The sequence below is a fragment of the Halanaerobium hydrogeniformans genome (assembly GCF_000166415.1).
Classification (GTDB): domain Bacteria; phylum Bacillota; class Halanaerobiia; order Halanaerobiales; family Halanaerobiaceae; genus Halanaerobium; species Halanaerobium hydrogeniformans.
In genome coordinates, this window is the sequence record NC_014654.1 from 362732 (window position 1) to 388156 (window position 25425).

The window sequence follows — 25425 nt, forward strand, 5'->3', positions numbered from 1 at the left end:
GTGTCTTTTTTGCCAAATAATTATTTGATGGAAGTTAAAGATCTTTATATAGAATTTGAAAGATATGCCGGTAGGGCTAAAGTATTAAACGGGGTTAGCTTAAATATTTCAGCCGGTGAAAGGGTAGGACTGGTTGGAGAAAGTGGTTGTGGTAAATCCCTAACTGTTAAAACTATTATGGGTCTGCTGCCGGAAAAAAGAATAAAGGTATCAGGTAAGATAAAATATAAGGGTCAGGAAATACTGAAGGCTAATGATGCAATAAGAAAAAAGATAACCGGTAAAGAGATGGTTATGATTTTTCAGGACCCGATGACCTCATTGAACCCGGTATTTACGGTTGAAAAGCAGATGATGGAAAACATCTGGTGGAATTACTATCCTCAAAGCAATGGATTTTCTCTTTTTAAAAAGAAAAGCAAAAAGAAAAAAGCAGAACTTAAAGCCCTGATAGAAAAAACTTTAAATGAGGTAAGACTTTCTGATAGTGAAAGGATCCTTAACAGCTATCCTTTTCAATTAAGTGGTGGGATGAGACAGCGAGTATTGATCGCAATGGCTCTTGCCAGTCAGCCCAGCCTCTTAATTGCTGATGAACCTGGTACAGCTCTTGATGTTACAACTCAAAAGCAGATCGTTAAATTGCTTGATGATCTGATCAGGAAAAAAGGACTGGCAACATTGATGATCACCCATAATCTGGGTTTAGTTAGAGAAAATACAGATAAGGTCTATATTATGTATGGAGGTAATATTGTGGAAAGTGCAGCAACCGAAAAAATATTTTCAAATCCCCTCCATCCTTACACGAGAGGACTACTGGACTCTGTACCAAAATTAACGGCTGAAGGAGTCGGAAGTGGAATAGAAGGAACCGTTCCCAATTATTTTGAAGTAGGGGAAGGCTGTCGTTTTGAACCACGCTGCAGTTACAGGATCGAGAAATGCAAACTGCAGAGACCGGAACTCAAAGCAGAAGAGGATGGACATTTTGTAGCCTGTTTTAATCTGCCGGGAAAGGAAGAAAACAATGGCTGAAAAGATCTTAGAGGTTGAAAATCTCAAAAAACACTTTGTGCTTGAAAAAGGCGTTTTTATTAAAAAAAATAAAATCATTAAGGCTGTAAATGATGTCAGTTTTTCTATCAATAAGGGTGAGATTTTTGGTCTGGTGGGAGAATCAGGTTCAGGCAAAAGTACGGTAGGTAACTGTATTGTCGGTCTATATAAACCAACTTCTGGTAAGATTTATTATAAATCAGAGCGGATCGACCAAATTGCTTTACAGGAAAAAGAGACAAAAAAATATCGGGATGGAATTCAGATGGTTTTTCAGGATCCAACTTCTTCTTTAAATCCAAGGCGGACAGTTAGACAGATCTTAGAAGTTCCCTTAAAAAAATATAGAAAGATTAAGGGAAGAAAAAATTTGGATAGAGAGATTAAAAAACTGATTAAGATGGTTGAATTATCACCCGGTAATATAAATAAATTTCCTCGTTCTTTAAGTGGTGGACAAAAACAGCGGGTCTCAATCGCCAGGGTTTTAGCCTGTGATCCTGAATTTATAGTTTTAGATGAACCCACTTCTGCCCTTGATGTTTCGGTTCAGGCTAAGGTTATTAAAATCTTAAATGAACTAAGAAAAAACATGGAGCTATCCTACCTTTTTATTACCCATGATCTAAGTTTAATGAGGAATATAGCCGATCAGGTAATGGTTATGTATTTAGGTCAGGCATGTGAATTAGCCGACAATGAAAGTTTATATAATAATCCATCTCATCCTTATACTAGAACATTATTAAGTGCGATACCGGTTGTATCTGAAGCAGAAGAAAAACTCAAGCCAAAGGATACAGAGGTAGAGGGTGAGATTCCGAACCCAAGTAATATACCGGATGGATGCAGTTTTCATAATCGTTGTGATAAGGCTTTTGCCAAATGTAGTCAGCTTGAACCGGAATTTATAGAAATAGCTCCCGGTCATTTTGTTAGATGTCATCTATATGCCAAAAGGGGTGAGTAAAATTAAGCAAAGAAAACTAAAACTTGCACTTGTCCAGTTAAAATGTGAATTAGGCAATTTAAAGTATAACAAAGATAAAATTTTAGAACATCTAGGTAATGCAAAGGCCGAGGGGGCTGATATTGTCTGTCTACCTGAGCTTGCTACTACCGGCTATAATCTTGAACTTATGGGAAACGATATTTATGATTTAAGTGTTGGGCTAGATGATGATTATTTAAAATATTTTTGTAATTTTGCCAAAGAGCAAAAAATAAATATAATTTTACCCCTATCTTTAAAAGAGGAAAATGGAGATATATACAATACCGCCTTAGTTATCAACAGACAGGGGGAAATCATCGGTAGATATGATAAAGCCCATCTTTTTTTACATGAAAAGAGATTTTATAACTCCGGAGAAAGTTATCATATTTTTGAACTTGAGGGAGTAAAATTCGGGATCATAATTTGTTATGATCTAGGTTTTCCGGAAGCAGCAAGAAAAATGGCCCTACAGGGAGCAAAAATATTATTTGTGCCTTCAGCCTGGAGAATTCAGGATATAGGTATCTGGGATTTAAACACCAGACAGCGGGCTTTAGAAAACAATTTATTTTTATGTGGGGTTAACAGGGTTGGTTCGGAGGAAGACCTCTATTTATTCGGGGGAAGCAGGGTTGTAAATCCCCATGGTCAGATTACAGCCAGCGCCTCTCAGGGAAATGAAGAGGTACTAATCACTGAGATAGACCTTGAAGAAGTTGAAAAAGCCAGAGATTATTATCAGTATTTATTTGCAAGAAGAAAAGATTTAGATGAGGATCTGAGCTAAGCATAGCTTAGAGTTTTAGAGCATTAATGTTGATGGGTTAAGATCTCAAAACTGGATAATGATATAAGAACATCAAAACCCGGCTCTGTCGGGTTTTTTCTTTTTTAAAGCAAATAATTTTAAAAAGATTTCTAGCAGGAAAAAAGGATTTAGAAAGTAAATAATTAATTATATAATAAGAAGTTGTGATTAAATTAAAGGAGTTGATTTTATGCAGTATCCAGAAGTGGTGGTTGGAGCGGTTATTTTAAACCCTGATGATGAGGTGTTAATCTGTCGTTCAACAAAATGGAATAATAAATATATAATACCAGGTGGTCATGTTGAACTGGGAGAGGGGATGGAGGAAGCTTTAATAAGAGAGGTAAAAGAAGAAACCGGGCTGGATGTTCATTCAATAGAGCTGCTTAGCCTCAAAGATAGCCTGCAGAGTAAAGACCTGGATAAGCATTTTATATTTATCGATTATCTCTGTAGGACCGATTCTTATCAGGTAACTTTAAATGATGAAGCCGACCTCTATGAGTGGGTGGATTTAAATGAAATAGAGAAATATGATCTAGGTCAATTTGTTAATTCATTATTAATTGAGCTTCGGGATAAAAATGATCCGGCCCATAAGACCTCTATATTTTACGGTTATTAATTAACAAAATAATTAAAATATTAAATTAATTAAAGGAAATTATTTTCAAATCATTAATTATAATAATAAGAGCAAAATTAAATTGGTGTAGGTTTAAACTCCGTCTTAAGACTTTATTGCTTTAAAATTATAAAATCAGCAGTGGAGGGATGATTATGAAAAAAAGAAATTGTTTGCTTGGACAATCAGGTGGACCTACAGCAGTAATTAATTCCAGTTATAGAGGTATTCTCGACCAGGTAAAAAAATCAGCAGATTTAGATAGGATTTATGCGATGAGGTTCGGTTTGCAGGGTCTTCTAGCAGGGAAATATTTTGATCTTACAGAAAAAAGTGAAAAGGAATTAGAATTATTACAGAACACCCCATCTACCGTAATCGGTACTTCCAGGTATAAGATCGATCATTATGATGAAAATGAAGAGGATTATATTAAGTTTTTTAACTTTTTAGAAGAGCATCAAATAGCTTATGTGTTTTATGTTGGTGGTAATGATTCGATGGATACTGTAGCAAAGTTGACCAGTTATGCTGAAGAAAAAGGAATTGATGTTAGGATAATGGGTATCCCCAAAACAATTGATAATGATATAGTAATAACAGACCACTGTCCTGGCTTTGGTAGTGCAGCCAAATATATTGCAACTTCCGTTATGGAAATTGCCAGAGACAGCAGGGTCTATGATCTTAAAAACGTTCATATCATCGAAACAATGGGCCGCAGTAGTGGCTGGCTGGCAGCTGCAAGTATTTTAGCAGCCAACGAAAAATTATATGCTCCAGATTTTATCTATCTACCTGAGGCAGTATTTAGCATCGATAAGTTCTTTGCAGATGTTGAAAAGAAAATGAAAGAACAGAAGGCGATAACAGTCGTTGTATCAGAGGGTATCAAAGATAAAAATGGAGAATATATTTCGGCAGGTAAAAGTACCGCCCATGATCAGTTTGGGCATAAAAAACTTGGTGGAGCAGCTTATACTTTAAAACCTATTATAAAAGAGAATCTCTGTAATCGGGTTAAGGCAATCAAGTTTGATGTTATGCAGAGGGCAGCAGCCCACTGTGCTTCTGGTAGAGATATAGTGGAAGCCTATCAGGTTGGTGCAGAAGCTGTAAAAGCTGCTCTGGCTGGTGAAACCGGTAAAATGACAGCAATTAAAAGAATCTCCAATGATCCCTACCAGGTAGAGATAATAAAAGTTGAGGCTGAGAAAGTAGCCAATCAGGTAAAATTAGTGCCTGATAAATGGATTAATGAAGATCATAATGGGGTAACAGAAGGATTTAAAGATTATGTTTTACCCTTAATTCAAGGTGATATAGATATGGAGACAGAGAACTCATTACCTGTATTTTCAGAACTGGAAACTGGGCAATAAATGCAAATTGTGAAGTTTGTAATTAAGCCTGATCTTTAATATAATGTAAATAAGACAAGCAAAACTTTGGGGGATTTAGTCAAAGGGGGGTATTTATGAATAAAAAGCAGTTTGAAGTAATGAAAAATGAGGATGGTTTTATTGCGGCTTTAGATCAGAGTGGTGGTAGTACTCCCGGTGCTTTAGAAGGTTATGGAATTCCAGAATCTGAATATGAGAACAGAGACGAGATGTTCGAGCTTATTCATCAAATGCGGACAAGAGTTATTACGAGCCCTGTCTTTAGTTCTGGCTATATTATAGGGGCAATTCTTTTCAAACACACTATGCGAAACAAGATGGAAGGAAAATATACAGCAGATTATCTCTGGGAAGATAAAGGAATAGTTCCCATTTTGAAAGTTGACGAGGGTAAAGAAGAAATAAAAAACGGTGTTCAGCTGATGAAGAAGATGACAGAGCTCGATGATTTGCTCAAAGAGGCCGAAAAGCACAATGTTTTTGCTACAAAAATGCGTTCTGTAATCCATGAAGCAAATCAAGCTGGGATTAAAGAAATAGTTGCACAGCAGTTTGAGTACGGTAAAAAAATAGCTGCAGCTGGTTTTGTTCCAATTTTGGAGCCTGAAATCAATATTCACAGTGAAGATAAAGCTGAATGTGAAAAGATAATGAAAGAAGAGATAATCAAAAATCTGGCGGAACTAGATGATGACGAGATAATCATGTTTAAACTTACCCTACCTGAAGAAGCTGATTTTTATCAGGAATTGATCGAAGACCCTAATGTTTTAAGGGTAGCTGCTTTATCTGGAGGTTACAGCAGAGATGAGGCAACAACTAAACTCGCTAATAATAACAAAATGATAGCTAGTTTTTCCAGGGCACTACTGCAGGATCTCCATGTTGAGCAAACAGATGAACAGTTCAATATAGCGATGAAGGATGCAGTAATGGAGATTTATCAAGCTTCAATAACTTAAAAATTTAAAGAAATAAATAGCTGGATCGCTCAAATTATTGCCTGACATTTTGTCAGGCTTTCTTTTTGTTTACTCATAAGTAGATAAAGGTTGTAAAAAGTGTTAAGTTAAGTTTAGACTTTCCCTTTCATATGATATAATCTAATTGAAATTTTAGCTAAGCTAGAGATTTGAAATTATTTAAGCGATATAAATGGGGGATAAATATTGAAAAACAAGCTAAAGAAAATAGTCAAAGAATATATTTCAGAATATCAAAGTGACTCAGATATTAAAAGTTCCTGGAGAGAACCACTGCTTGAATTTGCAGCAGCAGATGACCCTTTATTTGAAGATTTTAAAAAAATCATCAGTCCCAGTCATGTTTTACCGGAAGATATACTATCTGGTGCAAAAACTGTTTTAGCCTATTTTATACCTTTTAGCAAAGAAATTGTTAATTCTAATTTAACTGGAGAATACAGCTCAAGAGAATGGGCGGTTGCTTATGTAGAAACAAACCAGTTAATTGCAGATTTAAATCAGCATCTAAAGAAAAAACTGGCTGAAAAAGGCTGGCAGGTAAGCAGCATTCCAGCTACCCATCACTTTGATAAAGAACGTTTGATTAGTGACTGGTCTCACCGCCATGCTGCTTATGCTGCAGGATTAGCTAAATTTGGCATCAACAATATGTTGATTACCGAGAAGGGATGTGCAGGTCGAGTAGGAACCCTGATCACTGATTTAAAAATAGAGCCATCACAGCCGATAGATAAAGAACTTTGCTTAAATAAGGCGGGGGAAAACTGTCAAAAGTGTGTTGACAACTGTGTTAATGATTCACTGAAGGTAGATTCTTTTGCCCGTTTTAAGTGTTATGAGCAGCTTTTGAAAAATGATCAATTTTTTTCAGAGCTGGGTCTAACAGATGTCTGTGGAAAATGTTCGGTTGGTCTACCCTGTTCTTTTAGAGCACCACTTTAAAAAGGAGTGAAAATAATTAAAACAATAGATTATGAAAAATACTTAAAAGAATATGATAATACCTCAGGCCTTTACCCAGGAGCCCTTGCTGAACTGGGCGAAAAATATCATCAGAAGTCTTATCTGAGTCGGGAAGAACTTTATGAGCTGGCCCATTTAAATTCTACCAGAAGTTCCTATCATGTTAAAAAGAATCCAGAAGACAGGGTGGAAAAGTTAACCGGGATAGCCTATCAGATTGATGATACCTTTGCCAGACTGGCTTTATACAGCAGTTTAATGGGAATTGGGATTCCAACTGCTTCAGCAATTTTAACCTCATTAGATCCTGAAAACCACTGTGTAATCGATACAAGGGTCTGGGCAACACTCTGGAGGCTAGGCTACTTTGAAAAGGAAAAAGAAAGTTTTAAAGCAGATGATTATCTAAAGATAATCGATATTGTTCGCAAAATGGCGGCAGAATCTAAGTATAATTCAGCACAAGTTGGCTATGCACTATTTGCCTATGATGTTGTTCATCGAGAAGGAAACCTACACTAAAAGGGAGTGTGAGAGCATGGATTTAGCAATCAGCGGCAATTCAGCAATAGTTATCGCCTCAAGCAGTGGCCTGGGTAAGGCAGCAGCAGAATCACTGCTTAAAGAAGGAGTCAGTGTGATAATCAACGGTAGGGATGAAAAGCGGCTTCAAGAAAGTGCAGATGAGTTAAAAAAACTTCAGGCTGGTAGAGTAATTGCAGTTCAGGGTGATATCACCAAAAAAGAAGATCTTAAAAAAATTGTGCAGACAGCAGTTGATGAATACGGGAGAATTGACCACCTTGTTACTTCAGCTGGTGGACCACCTTCTCTTTCTTTTCTGGACTCTGAGGAAGAAGACTGGTATTATGCATTTGACCTCTTATTGATGAGTGTTGTAAGACTTGTTAAAGAAGCATTTCCCTATCTAAAAAAAGATGGTGGGGGAACAATAGTAAATATCACCTCAATCAGTGTTAAAGAGGCGATTAATGACCTGGTACTCTCAAATTCTGTTAGAATGGCTGTGATAGGTTTAATGAAAACCCTCTCAAAAGAGTTGGCACCAGAGCTTAGGGCTAATGCTGTTTTGTCCGGTTTTCATGAAACTAAAAGGGTTCAGGATCTTTTTGAAAAACAGATTGCAGATGGTAAGTTCCAGAGTTATGAGCAAGCTTTAGATTCAAAAAGAAAAAACATACCTCTGCAAAAAATAGGATCACCTGCTGAGTTAGGTGATTTGATAGCATTTTTATCTTCGCCAAAATCAAGCTATATTAATGGTAGCTCGATCGTGATTGATGGAGGTTCCAGTGCTTCTAATCTTTAAAAATTTAACAAATGATAAAAATTCTTAATAGTGTTTGTAATTTTGTCTGGATAATTATATAATGAAAATTAGAATATTAATTTGAGAAATATTAACAAATGGGGTGTATATTAATGAATAAAAAACAGTTCGAATTTATGATGAATGGTAGAGGATTTATTGCAGCTCTTGATCAGAGTGGTGGTAGTACACCCGGTGCTCTTGAAGGTTATGGAATATCAGAAGATGAATATGAAGGTGAAGAAGAGATGTTTGATCTTATTCATCAAATGCGGACACGGGTAATAAGCAGTCCTGCTTTTACTTCCAAAAAAATACTGGGAGCAATTTTGTTTAAAGAAACCATGGAACGCTCTATGGAAGGAATGCCGACCGGAGATTATCTCTGGGAAGAAAAAGGTGTTATTCCCTTCCTTAAAGTAGACCAGGGTAAAGAGGAAACTGAAGATGGGGTTCAACTGATGAAAGAGATGACCGAGCTAGATCAGCTGCTCGAAAGAGCGAAAGAAAACAATATTTTCGGTACCAAGATGCGCTCTGTTATCCATAGTGCAAACCCAAAAGGCATTAAAAAAATAGTTGAGCAGCAGTTTGAATATGGTAAAAGAATAGTTGAGGCTGGATTTATTCCCATCTTAGAACCAGAGGTTAATATCGATATCGATGATAAAGCAGAAGCTGAAGAAATCTTAAAAGATGAGATTTTAAAACAGCTGGAAAAACTTGAATCAGATAAAATTTTCATGTTCAAACTTTCAATTCCAGATCAACCTGATTTTTATACAGAATTAATAGAACATCCACAGGTACTAAGAGTTGTAGCTCTTTCTGGTGGTTACAGTCAGCAGGAAGCTGTTGATAAACTAAGTGAAAATCACGGTTTAATCGCCAGTTTCTCAAGAGCGCTGCTCCAGGATCTACAGGTTGAGCAGAGTGATGAAGAATTTGATGAGGTCTTAAAAGATGCGGTTGATAAAATATATCAGGCTTCAATAACTTAATTAAAACTTAAGTAGAATTATAATTACTAAATCCCCTGTTTTTTAAGCAGGGGATTTTAAAATTATTGATCCATTTGTTAAAGATCCTTGTAGACTATTTTTTCGCTAAAAGCTATATAGAAAACATAGAAATGGGGCAAAAACAGCATCAAAATTGCATGCCAGGCAGGCTGATTGAACTTTTTGATAAAAGTGACAAATAATATCAGCCCAATTATCACATTGGCGATGGGGATAAAGAGTAAGATTAGCCACCAGGTCGGTTTATCGGTAATTTTTATGATGATATAGATATTATAGATTGGGATTAGAGATTTCCAGCCCTTTTCACCTGCTTCGATAAATAGAAGCCAGATGCAGATGGTTCCAAAAAGATAATATGAGAGGCGGATAAGTTCTTCATTCACAATTTTTCAACTCCTTAAATAAAGCCTGATTAATTAAAAACTAAATAATATCCTCAATTTCAAAAGCCAACTGTAGTTTTAAGCGGTCATTATAATCATCAAAGTCAATATTTAAAATTTCCTTGATCCTGTTTAAGCGATAACTTAGGGTATTTCCATGGATATGCAGTTTTTCCTTGCTTGTTGTCCAGCTGCAGTTGCTCTGCAGATAGACTTTTAGGGTTTTGATAAGATCATTTTTAGATGAATTATTGTAATTTTTAAGTGGTTTAAGTATTTTTTCGGCAAAAGCTGCTAGTTCTTCAGCTTCGTTTTTGCTGAGCAATTTTTTGATTTCCTGTTGATCATAAAAAGCATAGTTTTTATCCTTTTCACTTTCAAGCATCGGTAGGGTATTTAAGGCCTGAAAATATGTTTCTTTAAAATCATCAATTTTTTTAAAGGAGCTGCTGATTACCATCTTATAGGAAAAATCATCTTCTTTAAAAGCAAAAATAGGGGAAAACAATTTTTTTAATTTCAAATTAAAGTTTTTGATTTTTTCTTCAGCTTCATCATGCAGTTCTTCCACAATAATAATAATCATATTTCTTTTGATCAGGGCGATCGAGTTGGGGAAAAACTCTTTGCTCTTTTTGTTGATTAGATTATAATATTTTTTCAGCAGCTTTTTGCTCTCCTGTTCATCTTTTGATTGAAGTGAAAAATCGATGACTATTATCTGATGGCTTTTATCAAAGTTAAAACCATAACTTAAAGCAGATTTTTTTATGAAAGCACAATCATTATTGATCAGCAGGCTGTCAAGGAAATCTCCCTTCAATGACTGCTCCATATCTGAGATCTCCTGCTCTTTAATTAGCTCTAAAGCGATGATCGTTGTTGCTCTTTCGGCTGTTACCGTCTCAAGTTCATCCAGTTTATTTCTGCATTCATTGACCACACAAAACCAGCCCATAACTTCTTTTTTAACGATTATCGGAAAAATTACAAAGTTAATATCTAGTGAGTTTTTTATATAGAATGTTTTTTCTTGTCTCAAATAAGGGATCAGTTCGGCTATATTATCACTTATCTTACTTAAGTTAAAATCTTTGGCAAAAGAATGATAGCGCAGATTATAAAAAATATCCAGGATAAAAATATCTTTGCCGATCATGTTTTTTAATTCCTGTAGTATATCTTTAATTGAAGAACCACTTAAAATCATATTGGTTAATTTTGTATGAAGACTATTTGTATATTTATATTTATTTTTTTGTTCCTGAATAATCCGGTTATATTTTTGCAGCTTTTTATTTGTTTGCAGCTGCCTTTTATAATTTCTGGCATTTATGATAGCGATGGTCGCCTGGACGGAAATATCATTTAAAAATTCTACATCTTCATCTTTAAGTGAATATTCGTCACTGGTATTATCTACAACCAGAACACCTATTACCTCATTTTTATAGATCAGTGGACAGCAGATTGCTCCCTGTATTTTTTCGGCTAATACTCTAGCCTCAATTGCCAGGCGCTTATTTTTGTTACGCATTTTGTTCATCGCTTCTTGAACAGCTTTGCTGTCTCTAAAAAACATTGTTTCTTTTTTAGAGTATGTCTGACCTGTCATCGATTCTCCGGGTTTTAACTGTACATCTTTAACAGCATCTCCCATTCCAAAAGAAGCATATACTTCTAGAAAACCACTTTTTTCGTTCATCAAAAAGATGGCCCCCATATCACCACCAGGGGTAAGTTCAAGTGATTTGCTCATCAGTGTTTTTAAGATTGTATCTACATTTTTTTCGGAGTTTAATAGTTTTATCGTTTCCAAAAGCGAATGCATTTTTATTAGTTTTTTTTCTTTCACCTTCATTAGAAACTCCCTCTGCTCTCTATAGCAATAATTAAGATTTTTGCAAATATTTTTCTCTGATTTAAAAATATTATATAATTATATTCAGACAAATTCAATGTTTAGAACTAATAACTGAGTTAAACTTTGGTGTAAACAATATGGTCACAGCCAATTATTATTGTTATAATAATTGAAAAGTATCAGAGTAGAAGCAAAACGAGGAGGAAATTTATGAGTTTATTAATGGCATTTTCAATCGTACTAATTATTCTAGCAGTTGGAGACATTATTTCAGCAAAAACGAAGGCTTTTATTCCTTCGGTATTTGTCGCAGCACTATTATTCTTATTCGGTTTTTGGACGTTTTTCCCAGGGGATATAGTTGCCCAGGCGGGTTTTCAGACACCTGTAGTCTATTTATCGATGTATCTTTTGATAACCCATATGGGAACCCTGCTTTCTGTTAAGGAATTAGCAGGTCAGTGGAGGAGTGTAGTTATCGCACTGATAGGTATCGTGGGTATTATTTCTTTAACGATGACCATCGGTTCAGCAGTTTTTGGTTTTGAAGCAGCAGTTACAGCTACTCCACCACTTACAGGAGGTGTTGTGGCAGCGATCATCATGAATGAGGCTGCAGCAGGACTGGGTTTAGAACAGATGGCAGTTTTAGCTATTATAACCTATGTTATGCAGGGTTTTATCGGTTATCCTTTAACCTCACTGATGCTTAAGATCGAGGGAACAAGATTGATCGAGGGCTACCGAAAAGGAGAAATAGAATATAAAGAGGTTGCGGAAGAGGGAGAAGAAGAAAATTCTAAAAAGTTGATACCACCTGTTCCCGAACAGTATCGAACTACTTATGTTCTTCTGGCCAAATTGGGTCTGACAGCCTGGGCTGCAGTAGCTGCAGGTACTTTTTTAGAACCATATATAGGTATTTCGCCTTTTGTCTATTGTTTGATTTTTGGAGTTATTGCCAATGCGATCGGTTTTGTGGAAAAACGACCCCTTAACCTTTCTAATTCATTTGGCTTTTTGATCACAGTTTTAATGGCATTCATCTTCGCAGGTCTTTCTGATGCAACCCCGACAATGCTGGCTGAACTGGCAGGACCACTGATCGGGATTATTGTATTTGGTGTTACAGGTATGGCGATCTTATCAATTTTAATGGGTAAGTTTTTGGGCTATACCAGAGAGATGTCTTTTGCGATCGCCTTAACAGCACTTTACGGTTTCCCACCAAATTATATATTAACAGAAGAAGGGGCAAAAGCTCTGGCAGAAAATGAAGAAGAAAAGAAATTTTTAATGAGTGAAATGCTTCCCGAAATGCTGGTTGGTGGTTTTACCACGGTTACGATAGCATCTGTAATCATCGCCGGTATTTTTGTCAACTTCCTGTAGAATTTTAACGGGTAGATATAGCAGTTAGTTAATCGGGAGCTTTTTGGATTAGGAAGGATGGAAAATATGGAAAGCAGTTTAAAAAGAATAAAAAAGCATTTAATAAAGCTTTCAGAGTTCAATACAGATTCAGGAGAAGGTTTAAGCAGATTCACCTTTACTAAAGAGGAAGAAGCAGCAAGACAATATTTAAAAAATGAACTGAAAAAAATCGGGGTTGAGGCCTATGAAGATCAGGCCGGAAATTTATTCGGCAGGATCGCTGGAGATAATCCTGATGCTCCAGCAATTATGATCGGGTCTCATTATGATTCTGTAAAAAATGGTGGTCATTTTGATGGACCTGCAGGAGTAATAATGGGCTTAGAAATTATGACCCTATTACAAGAAGAGGGTTTTAAGCCCCAATATCCAATTGAGTTTGTAGCTTTAATCGAAGAAGAAGGTGGTAGATTTGGCTCCGGACTTTATGGAAGTAGAGCTATGGTTGGTGCAATATCTTATCAGGATCTGCTTAATTACAAGGATAAAGCTGGAATATCTATGGCAGAAGAGCTTAAAAACCACGGTTTTGATCCTAAAAAGATTAAAGATGCAGCAAGAGATCCAGAATCCATCAAGGCCTTTATCGAGCTTCATATCGAACAGGGGCCGGTTTTAGAAAATGAGGCAAAAGATGTAGGTTTGGTCGACTTTATCGTTGGCATCAATGAGTTTAAAGTTAAGCTCAAGGGCCGACCCGATCATGCTGGAACAACCCCGATGGATATGCGCAAGGATGCACTTTTAAGTGCGGCAAGAGTAGTGCAGGAGGTTGAAAAGGCTGCCTTAAAAGCAGCTAATGGTACTGTTGCTACTGTTGGTGAAATGGAGGTAAAACCTGGAGCTGCAAATATAGTTCCGGGAGAAGTTGAATTTTCGGTTGATATAAGATCCAAATCAGCTGAGCTTGTTGAACAGGTTAAAAATGATATCCGCAGTATCTTAGCAGAAGAAGAAAAAAATGCTGCTGTTGAATGGGAGATAAATGAATTATTGAGTGTAGATCCAATACCTTTATCTGAAGAAATACTGGTCCTTTTTGAAGAAAGTGCCCGGGAAAATAATTTTAGTTATAAAAAAATGATCAGTGGGGCAGGTCATGATGCGATGGTTATGGCTGGAATGACAGATGTGGGTCTTGTCTTTGTACCCAGCAAAGGTGGTAGAAGCCACTGTCCTGAAGAATGGACAGATTATGAGGACCTCCAAAAAGGTATAGAGGTAATTTATCAGGCTGTTAAGAAATTGGGTGGTCAGGATGGATAAGATCAAAGATCTAGCAGAAAAATATTTTGATTATGCTGTAGAGATGCGCCGAGAATTTCATATGCATCCAGAAGCAAGCATGCAGGAAGAAAGGACTTCTGCCAGGGTGGCAGAAGAACTGGAAAAGCTTGGTTTAGAAACAGAAATTGTTGCCGGGACAGGTGTTGTAGCAACTATAGAAGGTAAAAAAGGTGCTAAGACGATCGCTCTTAGAGCTGATATGGATGCTTTAGAACTGGATGAAGAAAATGATATAGAATATAAATCAAAAAATGATGGTCTGATGCACGGCTGTGGTCATGATGGCCATACCGCAGGACTGCTGACAGCCGCCAGAATAATTAACGATCTGAAAGATGAATTCAAGGGCAGGGTTAAACTGCTCTTTCAACCCGGTGAAGAAGTAGCAGAGGGTGCCAAAGCTATGGTTGAAGCAGGTGTACTGGCTGATGTGGACTCTATAATGGGGATTCATCTCTGGAATGAGTTGGAAACAACTAAGGTATCACTTGAAGCTGGCCCCAGGATGGCTGCTGTAAATCTATTTAAGATCGATGTCAAAGGTAAGGGTGGACATGGTTCAATGCCTCAGCAGGGTGTTGATGCCCTAACAGCAGGGGCAGCAATAGTTATGAATCTGCAGTCTATTGTCAGCAGAGAAATAAGCCCACTCGATCCTTCGGTGTTAAGTGTCGGTATTTTTAAATCAGGTTCCAGATTTAATGTACTGCCGGGTAAAGCCTATCTGGAGGGGACAACCCGTTGTTTTAGTAGGGAACTAAATGATAAATTTCCTCAAATGATAGAAAGGGTAGCTTCGGAAACAGCTCAGGGTTATAGAGCTTCGATAGAGATGGAATATAATAAGCTGACCCTTCCCTGTATAAATGATGAAGAGCTGACAGAGATCGGCCAAAAGTCGGTGGTAGATCTTTTTGGTGAGCAAAGCTTAGCCCATGTAGAAAAAACTACCGGTGGAGAGGATTTCTCATTTTATACTGCAGAGGTTCCAGGAGTTTTTGCCTTTGTCGGTTCCAAAAATGAGGACAAGGTAGAATATCATCCCCATCATCATCCGAAGTTTAATATTGATGAAGCTGCTTTAAAGGTCTCTGCAGCTCTTTATGCAAAATTCGCCCTGGATTTTTTAAGCACTTAAAAAAAGGTGGTATAGATGGATTTCAATGAACTTTTAACTGCAGAAAAAGAATATTTAATAGAACTTAGAAGAGAATTCCATAAAAACCCTGAAAAAAGCTGGCATGAATATCAGACCTCCCGGAGAATAAAGGAAGAGTTAGATAAAATAGGGGTTAAATATCAAAGTTTTGCTGGTACAGGAGTTGTTGCAGTAATCGAGGGAGCAGAAGAAGGTAAAACAGTTGCTCTAAGAGCTGATATGGATGCTTTAGAATTAGACGAGGAAACAGAGCTCAGCTTTAAATCAGAAAATGAAGGTTTAATGCATGCCTGTGGTCATGATGGTCATACCGCAATGCTGTTAACAGCAGCAAGGGCTCTTGTTAAGGTTAAAGATAAATTATCAGGAAAGATAAAACTTATCTTCCAACCAGCAGAAGAAATGGTTGCCGGGGCCAAAGAGATGGTAAAAGAGGGAGCTCTAGAAGATGTGGAGGCAGTGTTAGGTATCCATCTCTGGAGTGGTTTAAAAACAGGGATAATAAACGTTGAAGCTGGCCCGAGAATGGCCTCAGGTGATTATGTTATGATAGATTTTATCGGTGCAGGAGGTCATGGCTCACTTCCCCAGCAGACCGTAGATCCAATTGCAGCAGCGTCAGCTTTTGTGATGGAATCCCAGGCTGTTATGAGTCGGGAAAGTAGTCCTTTAGATCCGGTTGTTTTTACAATCGGTAAAATAGATTCGGGAAGTAGATTCAATATAATTCCTTCTCAGGCTGCATTAGAAGGAACCCTGCGCTGTTTTAGTGAGGAATCAAGGACTGCTGCTTCAGAAGCTATCAAGAGATTTGCTAAAAAAACTGCTTCAGCATATAGGGCGGAAGCTGAGGTTGAGATTAAGGAAGGAACACCTCCTACAGTTAATGATCCTCAGATCGTTGAATATGCTCAAAGGGCTGCCCGTCAAATCGTTGGTGATGAAAATTTAGTTTCAATGCAGAAAACAACCGGCAGTGAAGATATGGCATATTATTTGAGAGAGGTTCCAGGCTGTATGGCTTTTGTAGGGGCTGGATTTGAGGATCAAAGTAAAAACTTTCCTCATCATCACCCTGAGTTTAATTTAAATGAAGAAAGCCTTTTGATAGGTGCCTCACTTTACTTTAATTTTGCCCTGAATTTCTTAAATAATGATTGAACTTTTAATCTTTACAATTAAGTTGAAGTTTCTAAGGAGCTCTTCTCTTTTGAGAAGGGCTTTTTTTAGCTAAAAATCTGTTGAGATATTATTTTCGGAAATATAATAAAGGAAAAAGCAAAATTTAATAGAAGTATTTATTGAGGTAAAGTTGGAACTTTAATAATATTATAATGTTTAGATTAAAGAGGTGGTAGCTTGAGATTATCTCAGGAATTTTATCTGCAGGATGCTTTAACCGCAGCCCAGGATTTAATCGGCAAGATACTTGTCAGAAAAATAGCTGGAAGCAAAGTTAAGGTCCGGATAGTAGAAACTGAGGCCTATTGTGGCATTAATGACAAAGCTTCTCACGCCTATAATAATAAGCGGAGCAAAAGAAACGAAACTATGTTTAAACAGGGTGGGATTGCCTATATATATTTAATTTACGGTATTCACAATCTATTTAATGTGGTGGTCGGAAGTGAAGGTGATCCTCAAGCAGTACTTATCAGGGCAGTTGAGCCTTTAAATTCACTTGAATTTATAAAAAAAAATAGAAAGATCAAAAGCAGTGAACCTCTCCACCTAAATCAAAACCAAGATTTGCATCAAAAGAGATACTAGCTTCGCGTCGGATGGAGCTTCTAACTGCTTCATATAGATTAAAGTTCAACCTATATTACTAGGTCAGTTTACAAGATGTTTGGCTTTTAAGTTTTGCTCCTAATAGTTTAGGATACCCTTAATCTTGAAGGATTGTCCACAAATCCATTATCTCTCGCCTCTTTGATAGGTCTGAGAATACATTTATCGTTATGGTATTTACGAAGTATATTAAAACTACCATTCTGATCAGCATTAATTAATAGGCCCGCGTTAGTTTTAAAGAGACCTCTAGTAATTCTTCTGGATTTATCATAGTTACTTTTATTTATTTTTTCCAGATCTACTGAACAGCGGCCAAATCGAATACGGTCATACTAAAGCTTACCTTGCGTAATTAAAATTAAAAGCTTTAGTACATCCAGAAGTATAGCTTTCATCAATTTCAACAACTTTGATACCTTTTAGTTTAGCTTTGTATTCAATTAATTTTTTTAATCTCTGGATCGGTATTTGGACAAAAGATTTAAGTTTGCTGCATTGTTTAATATTTTTTATATCTCCAATTACAATAGTTTCTACTTGATTTTCAATTGCTAAATCAACTATTTTGCAACTAGCTTTATGGAGATAATCTCTAATATAATTTCTTCTCTTTAATCTCAGATATTTTATTCGTTTAGTATCTCTAATTTTACTGGTAGCTAACTGCCTCATTCTAATGCTTTGTAGTCTGGCAATTTCTTTATTAAAATAAGAATTTTTAGATTTAATAGTTTTACCATTGATAATATAACAATCAGAATTGTTTTTAAATATTAAAGTAGCCAAATTATCAAGACCTAGATCTATTGCCATTATGTTAGGGTTATTATTTTCTTTTATTTCCTCGCTCTTATAGACGATTAGTAGATACCATCTTTTAGAAATACGGTCCTGCTTAATCTTTATCTGCTGTAAAGCATCTAAATCTATAATGCTTTGAACTGCTTCAGGCAGCTCAAAATTAAGAGGGCCAAATCGAATACGGTCATACTAAAGCTTTCCTTGCGTATTATAAATTAAAAGCTTTAGTGACCTTCACATTATATTTAGATTGTATCTTTTTAGATAAGGATAAGAGTAATTTGTTATCTCTAATCCTAACAGCTAAATTGGTAAAAATTATTTCACAGGGATTACTGTTCATATGTTTAAAATTAGGTGATCCTGGCTGCCCCTTATATTTTTGAGGATTCTTTTTATAATCTTTGAGAGAATTAAAAAAACTTTTCCAGTCCTGAGCTAACTGCTTTAATGCCTGTTGTCTGTTATGGGAGTGAAGGTAGTCATTATGCCAGTTATTTTTATATCTAGTTTCTAATTCAGTATAGACAGCTTTTACATCTTTATTATTTTTAATCTGATAATTGACTATATTATATAATTTAGAGCAATGCCAGGCTAATTCATTAATTATTACTAATTGCTTATGGCTTAATTTAGGCTTGAATTTAAATGATAATCGCATTGATTTTTCACCTCCATCCTACTATAATTATATCATACATATGTTTGCTTGTAAAAGAAAAAATGGAGGTTTGATTTTTATGGATAGAGACTTAAATAACAATTATCATTCTGTTTATAGTCTACAATATCATTATTGTATCTTCTGGTGATGCTGCTATTGAGACAATTAAAAAGTATATTGAAAATCAGAATAAATAGCCAATTCATCTCCAGCCAATGCATAGCTTGGATGGAGTTTTCTTGGCAATTTTATATAAAAACCAACAATTTTGTTTCTAGAAGCTAAATTAATAAGCTGTAGAGTTAATAGAAAAGGAGGATTTTATGTATAAAATTGAGAACGAAGAACTTTTAGTCGAATTTGAGCTGCTTGGTGCTCAGATGAGAAGGCTTAAATCAAAAGTTAAGGATAAAGATTATTTGTGGCACGGAGATGCTAAATACTGGAAGCGAAGTGCTCCAGTATTATTTCCCATTGTGGGCAGGTTAAAAAATGATGAATATCAATTTGAAGGTAAAAAATACAGCCTTTCTCAGCATGGTTTCGCCAGAGATAAGGACTTTGAGCTCAGAGAAAATAAAGAGAAGAGGATATTATTCCGTCTTATCCACTCTCAGGCTACTCTGGAGGTTTATCCTTTTAAATTTGAACTCTACATAGAATATAGACTAAAGAAAAATAGGCTAGAAATAGAATATCGGGTTAAAAATATAGATGACAGAGACATCTATTTTTCCATCGGGGCTCACCCTGCATTTTACTGGCCGCTTGATAAAAATTTGAGCAAAGAAGATTATATTTTAGAATTCGAGCAGCCGGAAAACTTAAAACGACATTTATTAAATGAAAAAGGTCTTTTGACAGCTGAAAGTGAAGATTTTTTAAAAGACAGCAGAAAAATAGAGCTTAATGAAGAATTATTTAAAGCTGATGCTCTGGTTTTTAAAGATCCTAAATCACAGAGTATTACTTTAAAATCTTCCCTATCCAATGATGAGCTAAAACTTAACTTTGAATCCTTTCCCTATCTGGGTATCTGGTCAAAAGCTGAAGGTGCTCCCTTTATATGTATAGAGCCCTGGTATGGAATAGCTGATTCTGCTGACTCCGAGGGCGATCTAAAAAATAAAGAAGGAATAATTAGACTCAAAAGCGAAGCAGAGTTTTACTGTCAGCACAGTATCGAAATCAAATAAGAATTTAAATAATTTAAAAATGAGGTGTTAAAATGGCTAAAGAAGAGGCAAAAATAAAAATCATAAAAGATGGACCTTATCTTGTCACTGGTGGGATTCCCTTAAAGGAAAAAATAATCGTTGAAGTAGGCAATCATTATGAATATCAGCCTGGAAGAGAGTTACCCCAATCTGAAAGCTATTCCCTCTGCCGCTGTGGTCAGTCAAATAATCCACCTTTTTGTGATGGCTCCCATCATGAGGTCGATTTTGATGGTACAGAAATAGCAGACAAAGTGGATTACCAGGAGCGGTCAGAACATATAGAGGGTGAAGAAGTAGATCTTTTAGATGACCATAGATGTGCACTGGCCAGATTCTGCCACACAGAAAAGGGCAGCACCTGGGAAATGGTAAAAGAATCAGCAGATGAAGAAAAGAAAAAAGAGGCAATTAAATCTGCTGATGAGTGTCCTGCTGGCAGACTAACCGTAATTGATAAAGATGGTGAGTTTTTAGAAAAAGATTATCAACCCCAGATAGAGATCTTACAGGATGGTGAATATGGTTTTGGAGCTGGTATTTATGTAAAAGGAAAGATTTTAGTTGAATCTGCAGATGGAAGCCATTATCAGAGACGCAACAGACTTACCCTTTGCCGCTGTGGTAAGTCCAGAAACAAGCCCTTTTGTGATGGCTGTCATTTAAAATTCAAGTTCAAGGAATAGCAAAAAGAAAAGCTCCCCGTCAGAGATCAAATTCATCTCTTTAACCGGGAGCTTTGAAAATTAGGGGAGAATTTAATTAAAAATTATTATTTACCGAATCTTTGTCTATTTGTTTGTTCACCACGTTGATTAAAACGTCCATTTTCTCCTGCTTCTTGTTTAAGCATTCTTGTTTCCTGTCTCTGTTCTCTGATCTGCAGTTCTTCGTCAGTACATTCTTCTCCATTTTCTCTGTATTGAGCTGTCTCTGTCTGGATGTTCATTCTCTGCTGCATATTCCTGCCCTGATCGGCAGCAAAAATCAAGCTAGTAGAAGTAGCTATAAGGGCCAGAACTATGAGCATCACAAGTACCATCTTTTTCATTTTTCATTCCTCCTTTTGCTGTTCTAAATCAAGTTTAACAATTAAATATGAAGATATTATGAATTTAAAATTATTTTTGTAAAGTAATTTATTTAAATTTTCAAAAAAATAGAATAAAATTAAATGAAGAAGTCAATAAGGAGGTAATATAATGAAAGCAGATAAAATTTCAGCAGTTAAAAAAGCTGAAGGTGCAGGTGCAGAGGTAAATAGACTTTTCCCCAATAGAAGCCGCAGTGATTTTCATGACCCATTTGTTTTGCTTGACGAGTTTTTTGTTGAGCCCCCAAATGAATTTGCTCCCCATGAACACAGGGGATTTGAAGCAATAACCTATATGCTAGAAGGTCATTTTATCCATGAAGATAATTTAGGTAATAAAGCTGAGGTGGGTCCGGGTGGGATTCAGGCTTTTAATGCCGGGAAAAGCATTACCCATTCAGAAAAACCCGGGCCAGAAGGTTTAAGCAGGGGCATACAACTCTGGATCAATCTTCCTCAAAATATGAAAAATTCAGAACCAGGCTATCAAACAATCAAGGCTGATCAGATCGAAGAAGAATCAACATCTGATCTTTTGATCAGGAAGATAGCAGGTCAGGATTCTAAATTAGAACTACAGACAGAAATAGAATACCTTGATATTAAGGTAAAAAATGATACTAAGTTCCATGATAAACTAAAAACAGATCAGGTAGGCGTGGTTTACCTGATTAATGGTAAAATAGAAGGTGAGTATGACCTTGCTGCCAGAGAAGGACTGCTGATCGAAGCTGGAGAAGAGATTTCTCTTGACTTTAAAGAGGGCAGTAGATTGATATTCTTAAAAGGGAAACCTCATCATCAGGCGATAAAATTAAGAGGTTCATTTGTGGAGTAGGTTAATCAAAATAAAGTTGTGAAAAAGGCAGATATTTAAATATATAGGCAGGAAAATTTAATTTTAGCGTGAACTATAATTATATATAATCCCTTCATTTTGAGTTAATATTTTCTAATTGTTTGTTTAATTAATAATGGCTCTGGTGAAGGGATACTTTTGTTTAATTTAGCTTATTTAATTTACATTATTATTAATAACTGATATTATTATGGGTGATATATTAATATATCAACCATAAGGTAAAGAAATTTACCTTATTAAAAATAATTTAAAACAGAAGAAGGAGTTTAATTAATGGATCAAAACATTGTTATAATTGCAGCCAAAAAAAATATAGAGGAAAAAATAGAGTCTCTAGTTTTACAGATGGATAATATTATTGAAGCTAGTTTTTCTTCAGCCGAGCAAGCAGCTGCTTATATTTTAGCCAATCCAGGTAAAGTAGATTTAATAATTTTAAGCAGTTTTTATGAAGATGGAATTTTTTCTTATCAAATCGCAGAAAAGATTAAATCTAAGTATGAGCTGCCGATTATTTTTCTAAATGATGGTGCTCAGAGCTTTAATTCTAAGGCGAAACTTAAAAATGGAGATCTTGTTCTCAGCCTGCCTGAAAATAAAACCGAGCTTGAGATTTTTAAATATAATATAAAAAAGTTTATAAATAATTTTAAAATAAAACAGCAGTGTCAGTTAAAGCAATATTCTCTGGATTCACTCTCAGCTCATATTGCTGTACTTGATCAAAAAGGTGTAATTAAATATACCAATAAGGCCTGGGATGATTTCGGAAGAGAAAATGGTTTAGAGCCGGCCCAGAGCGGGGTCGGGATCAATTATCTTGAGCTGCTGGAAAAGGCTGCTGAAGCTGAAAACAGCTCTGATATTCTAGCAGGATTAAAAAGTGTAATCAATCAAGAAAAAGATCTATTTACCTTTGAATATCCCTGTCATTCCCTGTTTGAAGAAAGATGGTTTAAATTAAGGGCCACTCCTTTTAAAGGTAAGGGAGCCTTTGCAGCAGTTGTTGCTCATGAAAATATCACTCAACGCAAACTGGCGGAAAAAGAACTGGAAGTTTTAAATAAAGAGTATGAAAATATTTTTGAGAATGTTCAAAACAGTATTTTTCTTTTAAATGTAGAAACTGGTGAAAAAATTACTTATCAGCGTTTAAATTCTTTAGAAGAAAATTTAACCGGGATTAAAACCGGTGCTATTAAGGGTAAAACCCCTGTTGAAGCCTTTGGAGAAGATCTGGGCAGTAAAATCGAAAAAAGGTATAGAAAATGTCTGAGAAAAAAAGAAAGCATAGAATATGAAGAAAAGATCGAACTTCCGGGAGGATTAAGGTACTGGCTGACCAAGTTAAATCCAATAATCATAGATGGAAAAGTAGAAAAAATTGTGGGAACTTCACTTGATATAACGGAATCGAAGCAAAAAGAGGCTAAACTTGAGGCCATTTTTAAGGCCAGTCAAAATATATCCTTTATAATCACAGAGGCAACAGATGATAAAAGGGATTCTGTGATCAGAGAGTTCAGTCCAGGTGCAGAAAATATTTTTGGTTACAGTAGAGAGGAAATGATTGATTCTTCTGTTTCTAAGCTGCACAGTAGGGAAGAAACTCGTCAGTTTCCCAATATGCATGCCCTTATCGAAGACGGAAAAAGCTGGAGTGATGAGGTAGTATTAGTTCGCAAAAATGGTGAAAGATTCCCGGCTTTGTTTACTGTTTTTCCTCTGGGTGATTATGCAGATAAAAAGCTTTTAACCTTGGGAGTAACTGTCGATATTTCTGAGCGTAAAGAGGTTGAAGAAAAGCTTAAAAAAAGCAAAAAGTTGTATCAGGGTTTAATCGAATCACAAAATGATTTAATCGTTCGGGTTGATAGTGAAAACAGATTTAACTATGTTAATGATGCCTACTGTGAATTATTCGGCAAAAACAGGAAGGAACTTATCGGTAGTAAATTTACTCCCTTAGTTCACGAAGATGATTTAGAAAGCACCTTAGAAGCGATGAAAGATCTCAACAAACCTCCTTATAGGGCTTATATGGAACAACGGGCGATGACAGTTGACGGTTGGCGCTGGATTTCCTGGGAGGATAATGCGATTTTAAATGAAATGGGAGAGATCACAGAAATACAGGGTGTAGGAAGAGATATCACCGAACTTAAAGAAACAGAAAAGGCACTTAAAGAAAGCCAGAGAAAACTAGAACAGTTAATAGCCCAGACCACAGCTGTTATTTACTCCTATCAGATAGTTGATGGTGAACTTGAAATAACCTATCTCAATGAAAATGTAGAGAACATTCTGGGTTTTAAACCTGAAGATTTTATCGGTGAAGAAGAATTTCATTTGAGCTGTGTTCATCCTGAAGATAGAGAAATATTAAAAGAAAAAATCGAAAAAACCACGATCAAAGATATTTCAATTGATGAATACCGCTTTAAGGATAAACAAGGTAATTACTACTGGTTATATGATCAGCAGAAAGTTATAAGCAGAAAAGGTGGAGTGATCAAGGTTATCGGTTCCTGGCTTGATTATACAGCTGAACACGAAAAACACAAAGAAAAAATAGATAAACTGCTTTATAAAGATGTTTTAACTGGGCTCAATAATAGAAAATATTTTGAAGAAAATGAGATTATTAAAGTAATAGATCAGAAAAATAATTTACCCTTGAGTGTTATTAAAGCGGATATTAATGGACTAAAGCTGATTAATGACAGTTATGGTGATGAGCTTGGTGATCAATATTTGATCAAAGCAACTCAAATTTTGGAAGAATCGGTTCCTGAGCAGGCTGTTATGGCCCGCTGGGGTGGAGATGAATTTTTAATTCTGCTTCCCAAAACAGATAAAGTTGAAGTGCAAGCAATAATGAATGAAATCAGAACTAAAATGGACCGTTCTTTCATCAAAGATATCCCCATTTCGATGGGGCTAGGTACCGCAACTAAGTTTGATATTGGTCAGGAGATGGAGACAGTTTTAACCGAAGCCGATGATCTGATGTATCAAAATAAATTGCTGGAAAAAAGAAGCGCAAAAAGCAAGATCGTGGAAAGTATAATTAATGCCCTTGCAGCTAAAAGTGATGAGACCAAAGACCATGCTGTTCGAATGAGTAAAAATGCGCGTGAGCTTGGCAGGAGACTTGGGCTTGATAATTCAGAATTGGATAAACTTTCTCTGCTGGCAAAACTGCATGATATAGGTAAGACCACTATTTCTGAGGAGATCTTAACAAAGCCGGGTAAACTGAATCAAAAAGAATGGGAAATAATGAAAACCCATCCCAAAATGGGCTTTAAGATCGCCAGTGCTTCTAGTGAATTTGCTGTAGTAGCTGAAGAGATATTATCACATCATGAGCGCTGGGATGGCAGTGGTTATCCCAGGGGTTTAAAAGGGGAAGAGATTCCTTATCTGGCAAGGATCATCTCAATAATCGATGCCTATGATGTTATGACAAATGAGCGGCCTTATACTAAGGCCATAAATGAAATAGATGCATTGGCTGAAGTAAAACGCTGTGCAGGCAGCCAATTTGATCCACAGATTGCTGAAGAATTTATTGCTATGCTTTCAGGTGAGTGAAGAAAAAATTAATAATAATTCAAGAGGGGTATTGTTGTAGCTGATAAGTATTTTAATGGAATTGGCGGCAG

Annotated in this window: 22 protein-coding genes and 1 pseudogene; 19 read left to right on the plus strand and 4 right to left on the minus strand. The window is 36.1% G+C overall.

All coding sequences use genetic code 11. The annotated features are described in order from the left end of the window. The first annotated feature begins 9 nt into the window (after positions 1-9). The 10 genes from HALSA_RS01560 to HALSA_RS01605 all read left to right on the plus strand — a co-directional run bounded on the left by HALSA_RS01560 (position 10) and on the right by HALSA_RS01605 (position 9172). Positions 10-1038 carry an ABC transporter ATP-binding protein gene (locus HALSA_RS01560; RefSeq protein ID WP_013404887.1) on the plus strand — a complete coding sequence of 343 codons (1029 nt, stop codon included), beginning with the start codon at positions 10-12 and terminating at the stop codon, positions 1036-1038. After that, a complete protein-coding gene (locus HALSA_RS01565) occupies positions 1031-2029 on the plus strand; it encodes an ABC transporter ATP-binding protein (RefSeq protein ID WP_013404888.1) in 999 nt (332 codons plus the stop codon). The genes HALSA_RS01560 and HALSA_RS01565 overlap by 8 nt, the downstream gene beginning before the upstream one ends. Next, positions 2022-2843: a nitrilase-related carbon-nitrogen hydrolase gene (locus HALSA_RS01570; protein WP_160143043.1), complete on the plus strand. Its 822-nt coding sequence runs from the start codon at positions 2022-2024 to the stop codon at positions 2841-2843. Before HALSA_RS01565 ends, HALSA_RS01570 begins: the two co-directional genes overlap by 8 nt. A gap of 211 nt (positions 2844-3054) precedes the next feature. Next, positions 3055-3489, plus strand: a complete 435-nt coding sequence (locus HALSA_RS01575) for an NUDIX domain-containing protein (RefSeq protein ID WP_013404890.1) — start codon at positions 3055-3057, stop codon at positions 3487-3489. A gap of 155 nt (positions 3490-3644) precedes the next feature. Then, a complete protein-coding gene (locus HALSA_RS01580) occupies positions 3645-4871 on the plus strand; it encodes a 6-phosphofructokinase (protein ID WP_013404891.1) in 1227 nt (408 codons plus the stop codon). 95 nt (positions 4872-4966) lie between these two features. After that, on the plus strand, positions 4967-5854 hold the full coding sequence (locus HALSA_RS01585) for a fructose bisphosphate aldolase (protein ID WP_013404892.1): 888 nt from the start codon (positions 4967-4969) through the stop codon (positions 5852-5854). Between the two features lie 207 nt (positions 5855-6061). Then, a complete protein-coding gene (locus HALSA_RS01590) occupies positions 6062-6820 on the plus strand; it encodes an epoxyqueuosine reductase (protein WP_013404893.1) in 759 nt (252 codons plus the stop codon). Positions 6821-6826: 6 nt separating this feature from the next. Continuing rightward, positions 6827-7363: a hypothetical protein gene (locus HALSA_RS01595; protein ID WP_013404894.1), complete on the plus strand. Its 537-nt coding sequence runs from the start codon at positions 6827-6829 to the stop codon at positions 7361-7363. Positions 7364-7379: 16 nt separating this feature from the next. Continuing rightward, positions 7380-8171, plus strand: coding sequence for an SDR family oxidoreductase (locus tag HALSA_RS01600; protein WP_013404895.1), 792 nt, complete (start codon positions 7380-7382; stop codon positions 8169-8171). A 113-nt stretch (positions 8172-8284) separates the two neighbouring features. Beyond that, positions 8285-9172: a fructose bisphosphate aldolase gene (locus tag HALSA_RS01605; protein ID WP_041595747.1), complete on the plus strand. Its 888-nt coding sequence runs from the start codon at positions 8285-8287 to the stop codon at positions 9170-9172. A gap of 77 nt (positions 9173-9249) precedes the next feature. Here HALSA_RS01605 and HALSA_RS12310 read toward each other — a convergent pair whose 3' ends face one another. Both HALSA_RS12310 and HALSA_RS01615 read right to left on the minus strand, forming a co-directional pair. Continuing rightward, the gene (locus HALSA_RS12310) at positions 9250-9579 is read right to left on the minus strand and encodes a DUF5684 domain-containing protein (RefSeq protein WP_013404897.1); all 330 of its coding nucleotides are present in this window, start codon (positions 9577-9579) and stop codon (positions 9250-9252) included. Between the two features lie 40 nt (positions 9580-9619). Next, positions 9620-11440 (minus strand): helix-turn-helix domain-containing protein, encoded by a 1821-nt coding sequence (locus HALSA_RS01615; protein ID WP_013404898.1) that lies wholly within the window; start codon positions 11438-11440, stop codon positions 9620-9622. 213 nt (positions 11441-11653) lie between these two features. Here HALSA_RS01615 and HALSA_RS01620 point away from each other — a divergent pair, with 213 nt between their 5' ends. From HALSA_RS01620 to HALSA_RS01640, 5 genes are all read left to right on the plus strand, one after another. Then, on the plus strand, positions 11654-12835 hold the full coding sequence (locus tag HALSA_RS01620) for a hypothetical protein (protein ID WP_013404899.1): 1182 nt from the start codon (positions 11654-11656) through the stop codon (positions 12833-12835). Positions 12836-12901: 66 nt separating this feature from the next. Continuing rightward, positions 12902-14143 carry a Zn-dependent hydrolase gene (locus HALSA_RS01625; RefSeq protein ID WP_013404900.1) on the plus strand — a complete coding sequence of 414 codons (1242 nt, stop codon included), beginning with the start codon at positions 12902-12904 and terminating at the stop codon, positions 14141-14143. Continuing rightward, positions 14136-15302 (plus strand): M20 family metallopeptidase, encoded by a 1167-nt coding sequence (locus HALSA_RS01630; RefSeq protein ID WP_013404901.1) that lies wholly within the window; start codon positions 14136-14138, stop codon positions 15300-15302. Before HALSA_RS01625 ends, HALSA_RS01630 begins: the two co-directional genes overlap by 8 nt. A 15-nt stretch (positions 15303-15317) precedes the next feature. Next, positions 15318-16484 (plus strand): M20 family metallopeptidase, encoded by a 1167-nt coding sequence (locus HALSA_RS01635; RefSeq protein ID WP_013404902.1) that lies wholly within the window; start codon positions 15318-15320, stop codon positions 16482-16484. Positions 16485-16682: 198 nt separating this feature from the next. Continuing rightward, positions 16683-17093 carry a DNA-3-methyladenine glycosylase gene (locus HALSA_RS01640; RefSeq protein ID WP_013404903.1) on the plus strand — a complete coding sequence of 137 codons (411 nt, stop codon included), beginning with the start codon at positions 16683-16685 and terminating at the stop codon, positions 17091-17093. Between the two features lie 107 nt (positions 17094-17200). Here the strand turns inward: HALSA_RS01640 and HALSA_RS01645 are convergent. Continuing rightward, positions 17201-18582: pseudogene (locus HALSA_RS01645) on the minus strand (RNA-guided endonuclease InsQ/TnpB family protein). A gap of 326 nt (positions 18583-18908) precedes the next feature. Here HALSA_RS01645 and HALSA_RS01650 point away from each other — a divergent pair. Together HALSA_RS01650 and HALSA_RS01655 are read left to right on the plus strand one after the other, a co-directional pair. After that, positions 18909-19781, plus strand: coding sequence for an aldose 1-epimerase family protein (locus HALSA_RS01650; RefSeq protein ID WP_013404904.1), 873 nt, complete (start codon positions 18909-18911; stop codon positions 19779-19781). Between the two features lie 32 nt (positions 19782-19813). Then, positions 19814-20488: a CDGSH iron-sulfur domain-containing protein gene (locus HALSA_RS01655; RefSeq protein WP_013404905.1), complete on the plus strand. Its 675-nt coding sequence runs from the start codon at positions 19814-19816 to the stop codon at positions 20486-20488. An 86-nt stretch (positions 20489-20574) separates the two neighbouring features. Here HALSA_RS01655 and HALSA_RS01660 read toward each other — a convergent pair whose 3' ends face one another. Then, positions 20575-20853 carry a hypothetical protein gene (locus HALSA_RS01660; RefSeq protein WP_013404906.1) on the minus strand — a complete coding sequence of 93 codons (279 nt, stop codon included), beginning with the start codon at positions 20851-20853 and terminating at the stop codon, positions 20575-20577. Between the two features lie 151 nt (positions 20854-21004). Between HALSA_RS01660 and HALSA_RS01665 the strand changes: the two genes are divergently transcribed. Continuing rightward, positions 21005-21733 carry a pirin family protein gene (locus tag HALSA_RS01665; RefSeq protein WP_013404907.1) on the plus strand — a complete coding sequence of 243 codons (729 nt, stop codon included), beginning with the start codon at positions 21005-21007 and terminating at the stop codon, positions 21731-21733. Between the two features lie 297 nt (positions 21734-22030). After that, the gene (locus tag HALSA_RS12315) at positions 22031-25354 is read left to right on the plus strand and encodes a PAS domain S-box protein (RefSeq protein ID WP_013404908.1); all 3324 of its coding nucleotides are present in this window, start codon (positions 22031-22033) and stop codon (positions 25352-25354) included. Positions 25355-25425: the final 71 nt, after the last annotated feature.

Coding starts and splice junctions, on each gene's coding strand:
- HALSA_RS01565 (WP_013404888.1), top strand. CDS start 1,031: ATGGCTGAAAAGATCTTAGAGGTTGAAAATCTCAAAAAACACTTTGTG.
- HALSA_RS01575 (WP_013404890.1), top strand. CDS start 3,055: ATGCAGTATCCAGAAGTGGTGGTTGGAGCGGTTATTTTAAACCCTGAT.
- HALSA_RS01580 (WP_013404891.1), top strand. CDS start 3,645: ATGAAAAAAAGAAATTGTTTGCTTGGACAATCAGGTGGACCTACAGCA.
- HALSA_RS01585 (WP_013404892.1), top strand. CDS start 4,967: ATGAATAAAAAGCAGTTTGAAGTAATGAAAAATGAGGATGGTTTTATT.
- HALSA_RS01600 (WP_013404895.1), top strand. CDS start 7,380: ATGGATTTAGCAATCAGCGGCAATTCAGCAATAGTTATCGCCTCAAGC.
- HALSA_RS01605 (WP_041595747.1), top strand. CDS start 8,285: ATGAATAAAAAACAGTTCGAATTTATGATGAATGGTAGAGGATTTATT.
- HALSA_RS01615 (WP_013404898.1), bottom strand. CDS start 11,440: ATGAAGGTGAAAGAAAAAAAACTAATAAAAATGCATTCGCTTTTGGAA.
- HALSA_RS01620 (WP_013404899.1), top strand. CDS start 11,654: ATGAGTTTATTAATGGCATTTTCAATCGTACTAATTATTCTAGCAGTT.
- HALSA_RS01625 (WP_013404900.1), top strand. CDS start 12,902: ATGGAAAGCAGTTTAAAAAGAATAAAAAAGCATTTAATAAAGCTTTCA.
- HALSA_RS01630 (WP_013404901.1), top strand. CDS start 14,136: ATGGATAAGATCAAAGATCTAGCAGAAAAATATTTTGATTATGCTGTA.
- HALSA_RS01635 (WP_013404902.1), top strand. CDS start 15,318: ATGGATTTCAATGAACTTTTAACTGCAGAAAAAGAATATTTAATAGAA.
- HALSA_RS01650 (WP_013404904.1), top strand. CDS start 18,909: ATGTATAAAATTGAGAACGAAGAACTTTTAGTCGAATTTGAGCTGCTT.
- HALSA_RS01655 (WP_013404905.1), top strand. CDS start 19,814: ATGGCTAAAGAAGAGGCAAAAATAAAAATCATAAAAGATGGACCTTAT.
- HALSA_RS01660 (WP_013404906.1), bottom strand. CDS start 20,853: ATGAAAAAGATGGTACTTGTGATGCTCATAGTTCTGGCCCTTATAGCT.
- HALSA_RS01665 (WP_013404907.1), top strand. CDS start 21,005: ATGAAAGCAGATAAAATTTCAGCAGTTAAAAAAGCTGAAGGTGCAGGT.
- HALSA_RS12315 (WP_013404908.1), top strand. CDS start 22,031: ATGGATCAAAACATTGTTATAATTGCAGCCAAAAAAAATATAGAGGAA.